The sequence below is a fragment of the Rhodoblastus sp. 17X3 genome, assembly GCF_030056575.1.
Taxonomy (GTDB): Bacteria; Pseudomonadota; Alphaproteobacteria; order Rhizobiales; family Beijerinckiaceae; genus Rhodoblastus.
In genome coordinates, this window is the sequence record NZ_JASHHX010000015.1 from 39,115 (window position 1) to 54,067 (window position 14,953).

Annotated in this window: 10 protein-coding genes; 1 reads left to right on the forward strand and 9 read right to left on the reverse strand. The window is 66.1% G+C overall.

The genetic code is table 11. The features are described 5' to 3' along the window. Positions 1-48: 48 nt before the first annotated feature. The 9 genes from rfbA to QM467_RS14110 form a co-directional block, all read right to left on the reverse strand. The gene (rfbA, locus tag QM467_RS14070) at positions 49-918 is read right to left on the reverse strand and encodes a glucose-1-phosphate thymidylyltransferase RfbA (RefSeq protein WP_283366968.1); all 870 of its coding nucleotides are present in this window, start codon (positions 916-918) and stop codon (positions 49-51) included. A 13-nt stretch (positions 919-931) separates the two neighbouring features. Further along, entirely contained in the window at positions 932-1,831 is a 900-nt protein-coding gene (gene rfbD, locus QM467_RS14075) for a dTDP-4-dehydrorhamnose reductase (RefSeq protein WP_283367023.1), read from the reverse strand. Positions 1,832-1,839: 8 nt separating this feature from the next. Beyond that, the gene (rfbC, locus tag QM467_RS14080; RefSeq protein WP_283366969.1) at positions 1,840-2,403 is read right to left on the reverse strand and encodes a dTDP-4-dehydrorhamnose 3,5-epimerase; all 564 of its coding nucleotides are present in this window, start codon (positions 2,401-2,403) and stop codon (positions 1,840-1,842) included. A 14-nt stretch (positions 2,404-2,417) separates the two neighbouring features. After that, positions 2,418-3,485 (reverse strand): dTDP-glucose 4,6-dehydratase, encoded by a 1,068-nt coding sequence (gene rfbB, locus QM467_RS14085; protein WP_283366970.1) that lies wholly within the window; start codon positions 3,483-3,485, stop codon positions 2,418-2,420. 73 nt (positions 3,486-3,558) lie between these two features. Further along, positions 3,559-4,179: a 2-hydroxychromene-2-carboxylate isomerase gene (locus QM467_RS14090; RefSeq protein WP_283366971.1), complete on the reverse strand. Its 621-nt coding sequence runs from the start codon at positions 4,177-4,179 to the stop codon at positions 3,559-3,561. 66 nt (positions 4,180-4,245) lie between these two features. Further along, positions 4,246-6,453 (reverse strand): 3-hydroxyacyl-CoA dehydrogenase NAD-binding domain-containing protein, encoded by a 2,208-nt coding sequence (locus QM467_RS14095; RefSeq protein ID WP_283366972.1) that lies wholly within the window; start codon positions 6,451-6,453, stop codon positions 4,246-4,248. A 120-nt stretch (positions 6,454-6,573) separates the two neighbouring features. Beyond that, positions 6,574-7,782 carry an acetyl-CoA C-acetyltransferase gene (locus tag QM467_RS14100; protein WP_283366973.1) on the reverse strand — a complete coding sequence of 403 codons (1,209 nt, stop codon included), beginning with the start codon at positions 7,780-7,782 and terminating at the stop codon, positions 6,574-6,576. Between the two features lie 54 nt (positions 7,783-7,836). Next, the gene (locus QM467_RS14105; protein WP_283366974.1) at positions 7,837-9,624 is read right to left on the reverse strand and encodes an acyl-CoA dehydrogenase C-terminal domain-containing protein; all 1,788 of its coding nucleotides are present in this window, start codon (positions 9,622-9,624) and stop codon (positions 7,837-7,839) included. A gap of 261 nt (positions 9,625-9,885) precedes the next feature. Then, entirely contained in the window at positions 9,886-10,302 is a 417-nt protein-coding gene (locus QM467_RS14110) for a MerR family transcriptional regulator (protein WP_283366975.1), read from the reverse strand. 255 nt (positions 10,303-10,557) lie between these two features. Here QM467_RS14110 and QM467_RS14115 point away from each other — a divergent pair, with 255 nt between their 5' ends. Further along, positions 10,558-14,925 carry a hypothetical protein gene (locus QM467_RS14115; protein ID WP_283366976.1) on the forward strand — a complete coding sequence of 1,456 codons (4,368 nt, stop codon included), beginning with the start codon at positions 10,558-10,560 and terminating at the stop codon, positions 14,923-14,925. Positions 14,926-14,953: the final 28 nt, after the last annotated feature.

Here is a 14,953-nt window from a genome sequence, read left to right on the forward strand (position 1 = left end):
AGGCGCCGGGGCCATGAAAACAATTTGCGTGAGCGCGTTTTCGGCGCCTCAACGGCCTTTGAGAAGCTGCAAGAGATAGGCGCCATAGCCGCTTTTCTTGAGCGGTTCGGCGAGCGTCCGCAGCTGTCGCTCTGAAATCCAGCCGGAAATATAGGCGATTTCCTCCGGGCACGCGACGCGGTAGCCCGTGCGCTTTTCCAGCGTCCGCATGAATTCGGCGGCTTCCAACAGCGAATCCGGGGTGCCGGTGTCGAGCCAGGCGAAGCCGCGGCCCATCTTCTCGACCCGCAATTCCCCGCGCTTCATATATTCGATATTGAGATCGGTGATCTCCAGCTCGCCGCGCGGGGAGGGCTTGAGATTGGCGGCCAGCTCGGTCGCCCGCTCGTCATAGAAATAGAGACCGGTCACCGCCCAGTTGGAGCGGGGATGTTTCGGCTTTTCCTCAATGGAGGTGGCGCGGCCGCTGACGTCGAACTCCACCACGCCATAGCGGTCGGGATCGTGGACGTGATAGGCGAACACGCTGGCGCCGCGCGACACGGCGGCGGCGTTGCGCAGGATTCCCGGCAGCCCGTGCCCATAGAACAGATTATCGCCGAGAATGAGCGCCGACTTCTGGCCGGCGACGAAATCCGCGCCGATATGATAGGCCTGCGCCAGCCCCTCGGGGCGCGGCTGCTCGGCATAGGAGAGCTGGATGCCCCATTGCGTTCCGTCGCCGAGGAGGCGCTGGAACAGCGGCAAATCCTGCGGCGTGGAGATGAGGAGGATCTCCTGAATGCCGGCGAGCATCAGCGTGGTCAGCGGATAATAGACCATCGGCTTGTCGTAGATCGGCAGCAATTGCTTCGAGATGACCTGCGTCATCGGATGCAGACGCGTGCCGCTGCCGCCGGCGAGGATAATGCCCTTCATCAATTGATCCGTTTCATGCAGGATTTTGCAATAATCGCGCGACACAGGCGCGGGTGGAGACGCGCCAGTCCGGCAGAGCGACGCCGAAGACGCGGGCGAGCTTGCTGTTGTCGAGGCGGGAATTGGCCGGGCGACGCGCGGGCGTGGGATAATCCGCTGTCGTTATGCGGCGCACGCGAACTGGCTTGCGGCCATGTTTTTCGGCCTCGGCGAAGATTTCCTCGGCGAAATCCGCCCAGACGGCTTCGCCGGAGCCCGTCATGTGGAAAACGCCGGACATGGCGGAATCGTCAGGATGGGCGAGGCGCTTGCGCGCGATGGCGATCAGGGCGTCGGCGATGTCGAGCGCCGAGGTCGGGGAGCCGTGCTGGTCGGCGACGACGGAGAGTTCGTCGCGGGTTTCGCCGAGTCGCAGCATGGTCTTGACGAAATTGGCCCCGAACGGCGCATAGACCCAGGCGGTGCGCAAAATGGTCGCGCCGGGGTTTTCACGCAGGACCGCCTGCTCGCCGGCCAGCTTGGAGCGGCCATAGGCTCCGATCGGGCCGGTCGGGTCGTCCTCGCGCCAGGGCCGATCGAGTGAACCGTCGAAAACATAGTCGGTCGAGAGATGCAGCAGCGGCAGGCCGCGTTTGGCGGCGACGCGAGCGACGGCGCCGGCGCCCTCGCCATTGATCCGCGTCGCGAGCTCTTCTTCGGATTCGGCCTTGTCCACAGCTGTATAGGCGGCGGCGTTGATGATGACGTCGCCCTCGACCGAACCGAGAACGCTGGCGACTGCCGCCGGATCGGCCAGATCGAGGCCGGGACGCCAGCTGCGCCCGATGGCGGTGACGCTGACGTTCTGCGCGGCGCCGCGCTCGATCAGGGCGAGGGCGACCTGCCCATTGGTTCCGGTGACGATCATTCGCATCGCGCGGCTCACGGGAAGATCTCGGGGAGGTCGCGCAGGCGCGGATGCTTCTTGTCCTTGTCGGACAGGGTCACGCCGCCGGGCGGGACCGGCCAGGCGATGCCGAGGTCGGGATCATCCCACGCGAGGCCGAGATCATTGGCCGCCGAATAATAATTGGTGACCTTGTAGATGACTTCGGTGTCCGGCTCGAGTGTGACAAAGCCATGGGCGAAGCCGATCGGGATCAGCAACTGGCGCCAGTTTTCCGCCGAAAGCTCGACCGCGACATGCTGGCCATAGGTCGGCGAGCTTTTACGCAGGTCCACCGCCACGTCGAGAATACGGCCGCGGGTGACGCGCACCAGCTTGTCCTGGGCGAAGGGCGCGGACTGGAAATGCAGTCCGCGCAGGGTGCCGACCTGGGCCGAGAGCGAATGATTGTCCTGGATGAATTCAAGCGCGATGCCGGCCTCGGTGAAGGCCTTGCGGTTGTACACCTCGGAGAAGAAGCCGCGATGATCGCCGAATTTCTTCGGGGTGATGATCTTGACGTCGGAGATTGCGGTCGCTTCGACCAATAACGTACTCATTGGGCGCCTTTCGCTTAGCTGGCCAGCGTGCCGAGCCTTTCGCCGCGATAGCGGCCGGAGCGGATGTCGCCCCACCACGAGCGGTTGTCGAGATACCATTGCACTGTCTTGCGCAGCCCGGTCTCGAAGGTTTCGCTCGGCCGCCAGCCCAGTTCGCGGTCGATTTTAGAGCAATCGATGGCGTAGCGCAGGTCGTGGCCGGGACGGTCGGTGACGAAGGTGATGAGATCGCGACGCGGGCCGATGGCGGAATCTGGCGCGAGTTCGTCCATCAGGTCGCAAATGGCGTGGACGACGTCGATGTTTTTCCGCTCGTTGACTCCGCCGATATTGTAGCTCTCGCCGATCCGGCCCCTTTCGACCACGGTGAGCAGGGCGTCGGCGTGATCCTCGACGTACAGCCAGTCGCGGATGTTCTCGCCCGCCCCATAGACGGGAAGGGGCTTGCCTTCCAGCGCGTTGAGGATGATCAGCGGGATGAGCTTCTCGGGGAAATGATAGGGCCCGTAATTATTCGAGCAATTGGTCGCCACCGTCGGCAGGCCATAAGTGTGGGTCCAGGCGCGCACCAGATGGTCCGAGCCCGCCTTCGAGGCTGAATAGGGCGAATTCGGGGCATAGGGCGTGTCTTCACGGAACAGGCCGTCCTCGCCGAGCGAGCCGAACACTTCATCGGTGGAAATATGGTGGAAGCGGAAGGCCTCGGCCTCGTCCGCCGTCAGGCTACGCCAATAATGCAGCGCCTCCTGCAGCATGACATAGGTGCCGACGACATTGGTCTGGATAAATTCGCCGGGGCCATCGATCGAGCGGTCGACATGGCTTTCAGCGGCGAGATGCATCACCCAGTCGGGGCGGAAGGATTCGAAGGCTTCGCGAACCGCCTTGGCGTCGCAAATATCGCCGCGCAGAAACTGATAGCGGGGATCGTTCGAAATCGGTGCGAGCGATGCGAGATTTCCGGCATAGGTCAATTTGTCGAAGACCAGAAGCGAATGCGGGGTCTCGCGAATGATGCGCCGCGCCACGGCGGAGCCGATGAAACCTGCGGCGCCAGTCACCAAAATACGTTTTGAAGCCACGAAAACGCCTCTTTGTCAAAAACCGCCTCTTCCTATAGCGCAATGCAGCAAAGGGGAAGCCTTTTTTGCCGGGTCAGGCCTCCGGGCTGAAGGGCTTGCGGCCGGAAGTCAAGGCGTCGTCGAGCAGGTCGAGCCGGTCCTGCCCCCAGAAAACCTCGCCGTCCAGCACATAGGAGGGCGAACCGAACACGCCGGATTCCAGCGCCAGGGCGAGGTTGCGTTGATAGCTCGTCTCGGCCTCGCCGCTCTCGCCGCGTTGCAGCCAATGCGGATCGTAGCCGGCTTCATCGAGGATTTCCGCCAGAACTTTCGGATCGGCGAGATCGCGCTGGCGCTGGAAGGTCGCGGCGAAGGCGGCGGCGATGAATTTCTGCGGATCGGCGCCCGCGAGAGTCATGGCGCAGACGATTCGGTCGCCAGGGGCGGGATCGAAGGGCCAGAATTGCGGATGCAGGTGGAAGTCGAGGCCGCGCTTGTCCCGCCAGCGTTGCAATTCGAGAATGCGATAGCGCTGGCGCGCGGGGTGTCGCTTGGCCAGTGGCAGGCCGCCGGATTCCGGAAAGACCTGCGAGAGCGCCACCGGACGATAATCCACCCGAAGCTCATGCTTGGCTGCGATGCCATGCAATTCGGCGTGGCCGATATATGCCCAGGGGCTGAGCAGGGAGAAATAGACGGTCAGATGACGGGCCATCGGGGTTCTCGCCGAAAGAGGCGGCCCAAGGCCGCCTCTTTCCTTATCACAATTGAAGCGCTGCCGTCAGGCTGCGTCTTTTTTTGCCGAGAACCTGCCGTAGAAGGTCTCGCCCTTGGCCGCCATGTCGCGCAGTAGGGCTGGCGGGGCGAAACGCGGGCCGTATTTGGCGGCCAGCTTGTCACACAGGGCGACGAAAGCCTTGGTTCCCATGAAGTCGATATAGCTTAGCGCGCCGCCGGTGAAAGGCGCGAAGCCGAAACCGATGATTGAGCCGACATCCGCCTCGCGCGGATCGACCACCACGCCGTCCTCGACCGTGCGCGCGGCCTCGACGGCCTGCGTCACCAGCAAGCGCTGCTTCAGCTCGGCGACGTCGAGGCTGTCGGGGTCGAGCTTCCGAGGCTGGAGATCGGCGAGGCCCGGCCAAAGCACCTTCGGCCCGCTGGCGGGATAATCATAGAATCCCTTGCCGTTCTTGCGCCCGAACCGGCCAAGCTTGACGACCATTTCCTCCAGCAACTTCTCCTGCGCCGGATCGACGGCCTCCGGCCCCAGATCCTTCTTGGCGGCCTGCAGGATTTTCCAGCCGAGGTCGAGCGCCACTTCGTCGTTGAGCGACAAAGGGCCGACCGGCATGCCCGCCATGCGCGCAACATTCTCGATCATGGCGGCGGGGACGCCCTCCATGAACATCAGGTGCCCTTCGCGGATATAGTTCAGCACGCAGCGATTGGCGAAGAAGCCGCGCGAGTCGTTGACGACGATCGGCGTCTTCTTGATGGCGCGGATGAAGTCCAGAGCCGTGGCCAAGGCGCGGTCGCCTGTCCTGGCGCCCAGGATCGTCTCGACCAGCAGCATCTTGTCGACTGGCGAAAAGAAATGCACGCCGACGAAATTTTCGGGCTTCGGCCAATTTTCCGCGAGAGAGGTGATGGGCAGTGTCGATGTGTTGGAGGCGAAGATCGCGTCCGGCCCCACCACGGCCAGCGCCTTGCCAATGGCCTCGGCCTTGACGGCGCGATCCTCGAACACCGCCTCGACGATCAGGTCGACGCCCTTGAGCGCGGAATAATCGGCGGTCGGCGCAATGCGCGCCAGCACTTCGGCCTTCTTGGCTTCGGTGCTGCGGCCCTTGGCGACGGCGGTCGAGAGCAGCTTGTCGGCATGCCCCTTGCCCTTATCGGCGGATTCCTGGTCGCGGTCGATCAGCACGACCTCGATGCCCGCGAGCGCGGAGACATAGGCGATGCCGGCGCCCATGAAGCCGGCGCCGAGCACGCCAATTTTCTCGATGGCGACAGGCGGAACATTCCTGGGGCGGCGCGCACCCTTGTTCAGCTCGCCCATCGACACGAACAGCGTGCGGATCATCGCTTGCGCTTCCGGCGAGCGGATGATCTTGGTGAACCAGCGCGCCTCGACGCGCAGGGCGAGGTCCATCGGCAGTTGCAGCCCGTCATAGACGCTTTGCAGGATGGCGCGCGCAGCCGGGTAATTGTCGAAGGTTTCGCGGCGGTAGATGGCGTTGGCCGGCGGCCAGATCATCATGCCGCCCGGCGAGAAGATCTTCCCGGAAGGCGCCTTCCATCCTTGCACGTCCCAGGGCGCGACGCCCTTGCCGCCGGCCTTGATCCAGTCCTTGGCCTTCTGCACGATTTCCGCGCGCGGCGCCAAGGCGTGAACGAGATTCTTGGCCTTGGCGGCGGCGGGCTTGATCTGGTCGCCCTTGAGCAGCATCTGCAGCGCGTCGGGCGTCGGCATCAGGCGGGAGACGCGGGTGGTGCCGCCGGCGCCGGGGAACAGGCCGATCTTGATTTCCGGCAGGCCGACGCGGGTCTTGTCGTCATCGGCCATGACGCGATGATGGCAGGCGAGCGCAAGCTCGAAGCCGCCGCCAAGGCAGGTTCCGTTGATCGCCGCCGCCCACGGCTTTCCGCAGGTTTCGATCCTGCGATAGATGCGCGAGAGGTTGGAAATGGCGGCGAAAAAGGCCAGCATCGCCTTGTCGGCTCCGTCCCGCTTCGCGGCGTCGCGAAAAGCGCGGCCCGAGGCTTCGAGCATGGTCAGGTCGGCCCCGCCGGAAAAGCTGTCCTTGCCCGAGGCGATCACGACGCCCTTCACTTCGGCGTCCGCCGTGGTGGCGTCGAGCGCGGCTTCCAGCTCGCTCATCATCGTGGCGTCGATGAGGTTCATGCTCTTGCCAGGCGCGTCCCAGGTCAGGAGGGCGATGCCGTCGGCGTCTTTCTCAAGGCGGAATTGGGTCAGGTTCATCGTTCTATCCCCGAAATCTAGATGTTTTTTTGACCGCATGGCGGTCAAAAAGTCCCGCGCATCAGCTCGGCGTCGCATTCGCTCCTAACCGGCCCTCATGGAGAGGGCCGGTCGCTCGCGTCAAACGCGTTCGATGACGGTCGCCGTGCCCATGCCGGCGCCGATGCAGAGTGTGACAAGGGCGAGCGTCTTGTCGGTGCGCTCCAGTTCGTCGAGCGCGGCGCCGAGGATCATCGCGCCTGTCGCGCCGAGCGGATGGCCCATCGCGATGGCGCCGCCGTTCGGATTGACCTTTTCGGGGTCGAGGTCGAAGGCCTGCAGATAGCGCAGCACGACAGCGGCGAAGGCCTCGTTGATCTCGATGAGGTCGATGTCCTTGAAGGACAAGCCGCTGCGGGCGAACAATTTGTGCGTGACGTCCACCGGGCCGGTCAGCATCAGCGCCGGCTCCGAGCCGATATTGGCGAAGGCCCGGATCTTGCCGCGCGGCTTGCAGCCGAGCATGGCGGCGGCGTCCTTGTTGCCGATCAGCACGGCCGAGGCGCCGTCGACGACGCCGGAGGAATTGCCGGCGTGGTGGACATGGTTGACGCGCTCGATCTCGGGATGGGCCTGGATCGCCACGGCGTCGAAACCGCCCTGTTCGCCCATCATCTGGAAGGAGGGCTTGAGCGCGCCGAGCGACTGCATGTCCGCGCTGGGCCGCATGTGCTCGTCGCGGTCGAGCAGCGCTATGCCATTGCAATCCTTCACCGGCGCGATCGATTTGTTGAAGCGTCCCTCGTCCCAGGCGCGCGCCGCGCGCTTCTGGCTCTCGACGGCGTAGGCGTCGCAGGCCTCGCGCGAAAAGCCATATTTGGTGGCGATGAGATCGGCCGAGACCCCCTGCGGCATGAAATAGCTCGGCACAGCGATGGACGGATCGACCGGCCAGGCGCCGCCCGAGGCGCCGATCCCGAGACGGCTCATGGCCTCGACGCCGCCGGCCACGGCGACGTGCTGCTGGCCCGAGATGACCTGGGCGGCGGCGAAATTCACGGCGTCGAGGCCCGAGGCGCAGAAACGGTTGATCTGCAGGCCGGGAACCTTGTCGCCATAGCCCGCCGCGAGCGCCGCGGCGCGGCCGATATTGCCGCCGGCCTCGCCGACCGGATCAACGCAGCCGAGGATGACGTCCTCGACGACGGAGGGGTCGGGCAGGGAGCGTTCGCGCAGGGAAGTCAGCGCGCTGACCGCGAGGCCCAGGGTCGAGACCTCATGCAGCGCGCCGTCAGGCTTTCCGCGCCCGCGCGGCGTGCGAACAGCGTCATAAATGAAAGCTTCCGTCATGACGTTTCCTCGTTGGAATGATCTTTTCTTCTGCGCCTGAACTGGCGGACCGCCTCAGAACAGGTCGGCCGGCAGGCTCATCACATTGGCGGCGCCGCTGGTGATGCGGGCGAGGCGCAGGGCCGTCTCCGGCAGGATGCGCTGGACATAGAACGCCGCGCAAGCCTTCTTCGCATTCATGAAATCGGCCCGGCCGGGGTCGGCGTCGGCATGGGCGGCCTGCGCCATCTGCGCCCACATGTAGCCGAACATCACCAGACCCATCAGATGCATGTAATCGGTCGCGGCGGCGCCGGCGTTGTCGGGCGCGGCCATGGCGTTCTGCATCAGCCAGAGCGTCGCCTGCTGCAAATGGCCGAGGCTGGCGCTCAGGGGGGCGAGCAAGGGCTTGAGGTTTTCATCCGTGTCATGCGCCTTGGCGTAGGCGCCGATCTCGCCGAGCAGGGCCATGATCGCGCGGCCGCCATTGGCCGGCAGCTTGCGGCCGACGAGATCGAGCGCCTGGATGCCATTGGCGCCTTCGTAGATCATGGCGATGCGGGCGTCGCGGACGAACTGCTCCATGCCCCATTCGACGATATAGCCATGGCCGCCAAACACCTGCTGGGCCTTGACGCAATTGTCGAAGCCGCGGTCGGTCAGCACGCCCTTGATCACCGGGGTGAGCAAAGCGAGCATGTCGGAAGCCTTTTCCCGCGCCTTGGCGTCCGGACTGCGATGGGCGATGTCGCTCTGCAACGCGGCCCAATAGGCGAGCGCGCGGCCGGCTTCGTTGAAGGCGCGGATTTCCAGAAGGGTGCGGCGGATGTCGGGATGAACCATCAACGGATCGGCGGGCTTTTCAGGATTTTTTGCGCCGGTGAGGGCCCGGCCCTGCAGGCGGTCGCGGGCGTAGGCGAGGGCGTTCTGATAGGCGACTTCCGATTGCGCCTGACCTTGCAGGCCGACCATCAGGCGCGCCTCGTTCATCATCACGAACATGGCGTTGAGGCCGCGATTCTCCTCGCCGACCAGCCAGCCGACCGCGCCGTCATAATTCATCACGCAGGTCGAATTGGCGTGGATGCCCATCTTGTGCTCGATCGAGCCGCAGGAAACGGCGTTTTTCGCGCCGGGATTTCCGTCGGCGTCGGGCAGGAATTTCGGCACGACGAAGAGCGAGATGCCCTTCACGCCGGCGGGGGCGCCCTCGATGCGGGCGAGCACCAGATGGACGATGTTTTCGGCAAGGTCGTGCTCGCCGGCGGAAATGAAGATTTTCTGGCCAGTGAGGGCGAAGCTGCCGTCCTCGCGCCGCGCCGCCTTGGTCTTGAGCAGGCCGAGATCCGTGCCGCAATGCGGCTCGGTCAGATTCATGGTGCCGGTCCAGCGGCCTTCGAGCATTTTCGGAGCGTAAAGCTGCTTCTGCTCTTCCGAGCCATGGGTCAGAAGGGCGGCGACGGCGCCCGCGGTCAGGCCGGGATACATCGAGAAAGCCATGTTGGCGGCGATGAAATATTCGCCGACCGCCGCAGAGAGCGCATAGGGCAGGCCCTGGCCGCCATATTCGGGATCAAAGGCGAGGCCGATCCAGCCGCCGCCGGCATAGGCGTCGAAAGCCGCCTTGAAGCCCTTGGGCGCCGTCACGGAGCCGTCGTCGTTGCGGCGGCAGCCTTCCTGGTCGCCGGACAGGTTGAGCGGCTGCAATTGCTCTTCGGCGAGCTTGGCGGCTTCTTCCAGCACCGCCGCGACAATGTCGGGCGAGGACTCTGCAAATCCGGCGAGGTTGCCGTGTTCGTGCATGCGGAACACGTCGTTGAGCAGGAAAAGCGAATCGGCGACGGGAGCCTTGAAGCTCGGCATGGCGTTCTCCCAGGAAAAAATGGTGGCGCGACTTGATTGCCGCATCCATTAGTTCACATATAAACTATTATGCAGGACGAGGCAAGAGGGCGCGACGCTTTTTCGCCCGGGCGCGCCGGAAGCGTCTTGCGGCCAACCAATCCGGGCCGCGCGATCTTGCCAGAATAGCCAAAAAAAAGGCCCGCGCGCGGCGGGCCGAGACGATTTTTTGAACTATTCGGCTGGCGCCGAAAATGGCGGCCGCCCGTGAAGGCGGGGCGCTCAGCTCGCGGCGCCGGTCAGGCGCTGATGCGTGGCGCGCAATTCGCAGATCGCCTGTTCGAGGTCCGCGCGGCGCTCTTCCAGATGGCGCAGTTGCGAGATCACCATTTTCTCGTCCAGGGCGAATTCGTCCGCCTTGGGCCGGCCTGGCTCGGCGTCCAGCAGATCGGAGATTTCCGTGAGGGTGAAGCCGAGATGCTTGCCCTTCAGGATCATCTGAAGGCGGTCCTTCTGGGTGGAATCATAGAAGCGGGCCGCGCCCCTGCGGACCGGAGCCAGCAGACCGCGCTGTTCATAGAAGCGCAAGGCGCGCAGCGTGACGCCATATATCCGCGAAAGCTCGCCAATGGTGAACAATTCGGCTGTAGCGGCTTTGGGTTGCGGGAGTGTTTGCTGGCGTTGGGCGGAGGCGTTCATGGGAGAGTCCTGAAATAGCGCGAATCACGACGTAACACACGTAATAGTTGTAACCTTGGTAATCTCAGGTTGCAATCGGGGTTGGCGGCCGCGCCGCGAGATTGTTTCAAAATTGGGCAGAATTAACCGGTTGTTTACCGAGAGAAACGAAAGTTAACGCGAAGGCCGCCGCGCTTCGCCGCATCCGATTCGCGCCTCGGCCGGGCCGACCGTCGCATGAAGCCGTTCATCCGGCGGATCAACCGGGACTTGAAGATGAGCAAAGCGGTTCCCTGGAGCATCAAAGGCGTTGATTTCGACGTGCGGGAAGCCGCCAAGGAGGCCGCGCGCCGCGACGGGGTCACGCTGGGGGAATGGATGAACAGGGCGATCGCCGACCGCGCCGCCGAGATCGGCGTCAGCGCGCAGGAATTTGACGCCGACGAGCGACTGGAGGCGGTCGCCGCCCAGCTCGCCCGCCTGAGCCGCGAAGCCGAGGGCGATGCGCCGCCGCGCCGCCGCGCCGAACCCGCCCGTCGCCAAGATCGCGAACGGGTGGAGCGCGAACGGATGGAGCGCGAGCGCGCGGCCGTCGCGCGAAACGAAGAAACCGATTGGGACGACGACCTGCTGCGCGACCGCGCCGCGCGCCGCCGCGCTTCGACGGAACGCACGCCCCCGCGCCCGGCGCCGCGCGACTTTTTCGCCCGCACCGAGGCCGAAGACGTCCGCCCGTCGCGCTCTTCCGCCGCCGCCGCGCCCGCTCCGGACGATGAAGACGCCGAAGAATACAGCAGCGGCTCCCTGGCCCGGCCCGCGCGCGCGGGCGCTCCGTCGAAAGCCGACGACCGTCTGCACATGCGGCTCGACGAGCGGCTGGCCGAGATCGAGCGCAGGCTGAAGCGTGACGAGAAGCAGGAAATCAAGCCGCTGCACGGGATGATCGCCTCGGTTCAGGACCGGCTTGGAGAAATCGAGACGCGGCTGACGAAGAGGGACCGCTTCGCCGACGATCGCCCCCTGCGGGGGGCGCTTGAGCGGCTTGAGGGGCGGATCGAGGCCATGTCCCGCCGCAGCGAGGAAATGTCCCGCCGCAACGAGGAAACCGCCGACGAGGCTCCGCTGCGCCAGCTCGACGCGCGGCTCGCCGCCATTCTGTCTCAGCTCGAAAGGGTCGAGGCCAGCCCGCCCAGCGCCGCGCGCGAGGAACAATTCTCCCGTCTGGAAAAGCGTTTCGACGCTCTGCTGACGCGCCTCGACCGTCCCGCGCCCGCTGTCGCCGCGCCGCCGCGCCGGGGTCTCGATGACGCCGTCGCCGAAATCGCCGCGCGCCAGCGCGACCTCGATTCCGCCGTTTCGCGCGCGCCGCGCCCGCCGTCGCCGCAGCTCACCGCCATGCTCGACGAGCGTTTCGAAGCCCTCGCGCGCAAATTCGACCTCGCCGCCGCCAAGACCACGCCGCCTGTTCCGGCGGTGGCGGAGAAAGCGCGGATCGACCTGCTGCAGAATGGCATTCAGGCTTTGTCCGGCCGCATCGAGGACATGCGCAAGGATTTCACCGCCGCCGGCGCCCATTCGCGCGCCGCCCTGGAGACCTTGGCCCGCGATCTTTCGGGCCGCGTCGAAGCGGCGCTGGCCGCGCCCTCCGACGCCGGCGTCAAGGGCCTGGCGGAACTGCGCCGCGACATTTCCGTCCTGAGCCGCAGCCTCGGCGACGTCGCGCCGCGCGCCGCCGTCTCCGGTCTCGAAAACGCGATGCGCGACCTCGCCAACCGCGTGGACGCCACGCGCGAGGCGATGCTTCGCGCCGCGAGCGCCCGTCCCGAGCCGACCTCGTCCGCCGAACTCGAAGCGCTCGGCAAGCAGGTGGCGGCGATGGGCCGGACCCTCGCCGATCTCGCGCCGCGCAGCCAGGTCAGCTCCCTTGAGAGCGCCGTTCGCGCCCTTTCCGCGCGCATAGAACGCTCGCGCGACGAAGGCATGCGCGAGGTCGTGCTCGCCCCGATCGAATCCCTCGCCAGCGATGTGCGGCGCGCGCTCGCAGAAGCCGGGGCCTCCGCCAATTTCGAGGGCGTCTCGCATCAATTGCAGGAGGTCGAGAGCAAGATCGAGCAATTGCGGCAGACCGGCGGCGCCGACCGCGCCGATTTCCTTCAGGTTTTCGACCAGTCCGAGCAGATCCGCGCCATGATCGCGCAGGCCATGGAGAAAATGGCCCCGATCGAGCGTCTGGAGCGTCAGGTCGCCGGTCTGGGCGAGCGGCTCGAAGACGTCGCGCGCCAGACCCGCGAAGCCAATGCGGCGCAAATCGCCTTACCCTGGGGCGAGATTGAATCGCGTCTGAACGATCTCGCCACGCGGATCGACCGCGCGGCTTTCGAACGCGCCCCGCAGCCCGCCGTCGACGACGCGCGTTTCGACGACATCTCGCGGCGGCTTGAGGTGATGCACGAGGCGCTGGCCTCGCGCATCGACCGCGTGGCGCAGGATCGCGCGCCGGCGCCCATCGCCGACGACGGGCGTTTCGACGATATTGCCCGCCGGCTTGACGTCGTCCACGAGGCGCTGGCCTCGCGGATCGACCGAGCGGCGCTCGATCATGCGCCCGCGCCGGGGATCATCGACGATTCACGTCTGGATGATTTTTCGCGGCGGCTCGATTTCGTCCATCACGCGCTGGCCTCGCGGATCGACGACGCCGAAGCCGAAACGCGCGCCCACGCGCCGGAACTGGAATCGCTGCTGCGGGCGCTGTCCGAAAAGCTCGACGCCGGGCCCGCGCCGATGATCGGCGCGGAGGCGCTCGAATCGGTCGAGCGCCGCATGGCCGAGATTTCCAAGCGGCTTGAACATGGCGACACCGAAGCCGACCGCCGGCTGCAGCGCGCCATCGAGCAGATCACCGAGCGGCTCGACCTCGCCCGCGATCCCGAGAGCGAGGATCGCAACGCCCGCGAAATCGCGGACCTGCGGGAAAAGACCGAATCCTCGGACCGACGCGCCCAGCAAACCCTTTCCGCGGTGCATGAGACGCTTGAAAAGGTCGTCGATCGTCTGGCGATGATCGAGGAAGACGTCATCGAGGCGCGCGGCGCCGCCGAAGCGGCCGCGCGGGCGCCCGCCACGCCGACGCAGGACGGACGGCCGCAACTGGACGTCCATGACAATGATTTCCTGATGGAGCCGGGCGCCGGGCGTCCGGGCGAGCGTCAGGTCCATTCCCGCGCCTTCGCCTTGCGCGAACGGGATAAAATGGAGCCAGAAGACGCGGTTCTAGGATTGGGCGCGCGCGCCGAGGCCGCCGAGCAGGCCGAGGCCAAGCCGACACAGAGCAATTACATCGACGTCGCCCGCCGCGCGCTCGCCGCGCGCGTCGCGGCCGAGGCGGCGGAAAAATTCGACGCCGACAAGCAGCAGCGTCCGGGCGCGCCCACTCCCGCTCCCGCTTCCGCTTCCGTCGCGGAGGAAGCCTCCGCCCGTTTCGTCCGTCCGCTGAAGGTCAGCGGCAAGGGCGGCAGCCGCCGGATGCCGGCGCTGCTGTTCACGGCGGTTTCGGTGCTGTCCATTGGCGCCTATCAGGCCTATCGGCTTTTTGACAATTCCACGCCGCCGATGCAGGCCGTCCCCGAGCCGCACGTCGATAAGGTGCAGCCGGCTGCGCAGCCTCCGGCCCAGGCGCCTGCGCCCGCCGCTGACGCGTCGCCGGCCAAGCCTGCCGAATCCGCGGCGCCGCCCGCCACCGCCTTCCCGGCCGCGCCCGCGCCCGCCGCGCCCGGACCGCAGTCCTCGGCCGCGCCTGTCGCCATGCCGACCGCGACGCTCAACTCCGCGCCCATCATGCCGAGTTCGGTTCTGGCGCCCAAGAGCGCCAAGGGTTCCGACATCGGCAAGAGCGCGGGCCTGCCGGATCCGCTCGCGACCGGCGCCATTGGCGCGCGTCCCAATAGCTTGTCGTCAATTCAGGCCGGCGCCCAGGCGGTGGCCATCAAGGACATGGCCGAAAAGGGCGACCCGGCCGCGCAATTCGATTACGGCGCCCGGCTTGCCGAGGGCCGCGGCGTCAATCAGGACAAGGGCGCCGCAGTCGGCTGGTTCGAAAGGGCGGCGGCCCAGGGTCTGCCGCAGGCGCAATATCGCCTGGGCGCGATTTATGAAAAGGGCGTGGGCGCGCCGCGCGACCCGGCCAAGGCCCGCGATTATTATGAAAAAGCCGCCAACCAGGGCAATGTCCGCGCGATGCACAATCTGGCCGTGATCCTGGCCGAAGGCGTGGATGGCAAGCCCGATTACGCCGCCGCCGCCAACTGGTTCCGCCGCGCCGCAGAATATGGCGTGCGCGACAGCCAGTTCAATCTCGCCATTCTCTATGCGCGGGGCATGGGCGTGCCGCAAAACCTCGGACAGAGCTATCTCTGGTTCGCCGTCGCGGCCCAGCAGGGCGACGAGGACGCCGCCAGGAAGCGCGACGAGGTCGGCGCGCAGCTCGACGCCGCCGCTCTGGGCGCGGCGAAAAAGCAGGTCGCGGATTTCCACGCCAAGGCCCCGGCGCCGGCGGTCAACGAGCCGCCGTCCGCCACGGTCAGCCCGGGAGCGGCCGCCTCGGCCGTATCGGCCGCCGTCGGCAAGGCGCTCTCCAAGATCTGACGGCGGTTCTCATTGATGAGAGCCGGTC